This window comes from Butyrivibrio proteoclasticus P6B7, assembly GCF_000622085.1.
GTDB classification, from domain to species: domain Bacteria; phylum Bacillota; class Clostridia; order Lachnospirales; family Lachnospiraceae; genus Butyrivibrio; species Butyrivibrio proteoclasticus_A.
Window position 1 is genome coordinate 1 of sequence record NZ_JHWL01000051.1, and the last position, 1995, is coordinate 1995.

At 39.1% G+C, this 1995-nt stretch carries 4 protein-coding genes; all 4 read left to right on the top strand.

Annotated features, from left to right (window positions below):
• Window positions 1–732, top strand: a 732-nt coding sequence (locus tag T541_RS20085; RefSeq protein WP_155839559.1) for an HD-GYP domain-containing protein, incomplete at its 5' end; no start/stop codon positions are given.
• Window positions 733–920: 188 nt separating this feature from the next.
• Window positions 921–1292: a hypothetical protein gene (locus T541_RS0116370; RefSeq protein WP_026653662.1), complete on the top strand. Its 372-nt coding sequence runs from the start codon at window positions 921–923 to the stop codon at window positions 1290–1292.
• A gap of 28 nt (window positions 1293–1320) precedes the next feature.
• Window positions 1321–1566: a hypothetical protein gene (locus T541_RS0116375; RefSeq protein WP_026653663.1), complete on the top strand. Its 246-nt coding sequence runs from the start codon at window positions 1321–1323 to the stop codon at window positions 1564–1566.
• 66 nt (window positions 1567–1632) lie between these two features.
• Window positions 1633–1830, top strand: a complete 198-nt coding sequence (locus T541_RS0116380; protein ID WP_026653664.1) for a hypothetical protein — start codon at window positions 1633–1635, stop codon at window positions 1828–1830.
• Window positions 1831–1995 lie beyond the last annotated feature (165 nt).

Below are 1995 nucleotides of genomic sequence, written 5' to 3' on the forward strand. Positions count from 1 at the left end.
GAATCAAAAAAGGAGATTCTTAAAAAGACAGACTTTATATTCCAGAGGAGTATATTTGAGCAGCTTGTTTTCGACAAGCAAGTAATCGAAGGTAAGCATATCCCTGACAGAGATAATATTGATAATCTGATGTATCAGATATTATCTTCATTATCTGTATCAATTGATGCAAAGGATTCTTACACTCAGGGTCATTCTTTAAGGGTAGCTCTTTACAGTACTATCCTTGGTAAGGAGTGTGGTCTTGATGATAGGTCTCTTACTCTTCTTCACTATTCCGCTCTTATGCATGATATAGGGAAAATCGGTATGCCAGATGCTGTTCTTAGGAAGCCAGGCAAATTGTCAGATGAGGAACATAAGATAATACAGACCCATCCTACAATAGGCTATGATATATTGAGGACTATCACTCTTATGCCTGATATGTCTCTGGTGGCACGATTCCACCATGAAAGATGGGACGGTAAAGGCTATCCAGATGGTCTTGATGGTGTAGATATCCCTCTGTACGCTAGGATTGTATCTATTGCAGATTCCTTTGATGCCATGACTTCTGAAAGAAGCTATCGTAAGCCTCTTACATTTGAAGAGGCTGGTGAGGAGATCCTTGCTTGTAAGGGTACACAGTTTGATCCTCAGCTGGTAGAGATATCATCAGATATCATCCAGCGCTACATATCAAACGGTAAGGTCCTTACTTTTGATGATGTGCTTTCAACAACAGCTTAATCCTATGTGGTGTGATACGGGTGTGTGAGTAGTTACCTGAGATAGTATCAAGCACGGCAAAGATTACACGAAACTCCTTAATGAGCAGATAATGGACTGACCGCACTGCCGCCACATAAATAATACTTGCATTAGTGCCGTTTGCGTGGTATTATCTCTCTATGATTGAAAGGAGATGCAGATACCACATGACGTACAATGAATTGTTTTCACTTGAACCACTTGCGTTTTTAACCTGGCTCGATAAAACATTTCCTACTAAAGTTCCAGATGGCATTGATACAGTTTCTGATATGACAAATGCAGCAGGTCAGCTCCTTATGTTTACTAATGAGTACGCTTATATATCAGAGTTAGCTTCTCTTGCCAGGATTCTTACAAGAAAAGCTAAGAGGGAAGGACGCAAATCTGATTACGAGGATATGGTAGATAAGCGTGACGCTATTGAAAACAAAATGTCAGCAATAAAGCAGTGTTATCAGGGTATCAGCCGTTCAATCACTGTAAGGAGTGAAAATAACGAGGAGCTCAGAATGCTAAGCTCCCATTATATTGCATAATACAACTAATACAAGGAGGTGTGTTCTTTTGAGTAAAAAGAATGACTTTTATCTGATGAATCAGCCAAAGCCTGAGAATGCAGTTGGCTTTTGTCATTATAAAAAACATAATGGTTTTGTAAGCGAAAAGATGCTTAAGAAGCACCAGTGTCTTGGTAAAAATTGCCCTTACCTCCAAAAATATGAAAATCACGAGTTTTGGATTGATAGAGCAAGGATCAAGGCAGAAAAGAAGGCAAGAAAAAGCGAGGAATATGGGAGGCTAGCCGCCTAAAGTTAAAAATGTTGCTCTCAGATTATAGTTTGATTGAGCTTATTTTAAAAAGGAGAAAATACCGCGATGAGTTTTGTTGAAATGCTAAATGAGGGTAGGTTAAAATCTGGAGATATAGATTTGTTTATCGAAAAATGGCATAATTCAAAGAGTAAAATGTCTCTCAGGGAATACCTTGGATTTACCGAGAAAGAATGGCAAGTATTTGGTTCAGGTTCTTCTGAGAAAGCATTTGAAATGGCTCTAAAACGCCTTAATAGATAAGTATCTATAAACATCATATGATGATAATGATAGCTTAAGAACCATGCATCTGCTGATCGTAGCGTAAGCTACGCTGGGGTCTGTTTGTTAATGCGTTATTCTCATCCCCTCCACCCGAGCAGTGAAAGACATGGCGGGTGGTCCTTTTGAATAATTATGGCAGGG

Coding starts and splice junctions, on each gene's coding strand:
- T541_RS0116370 (WP_026653662.1), top strand. CDS start 921: ATGACGTACAATGAATTGTTTTCACTTGAACCACTTGCGTTTTTAACC.
- T541_RS0116380 (WP_026653664.1), top strand. CDS start 1,633: ATGAGTTTTGTTGAAATGCTAAATGAGGGTAGGTTAAAATCTGGAGAT.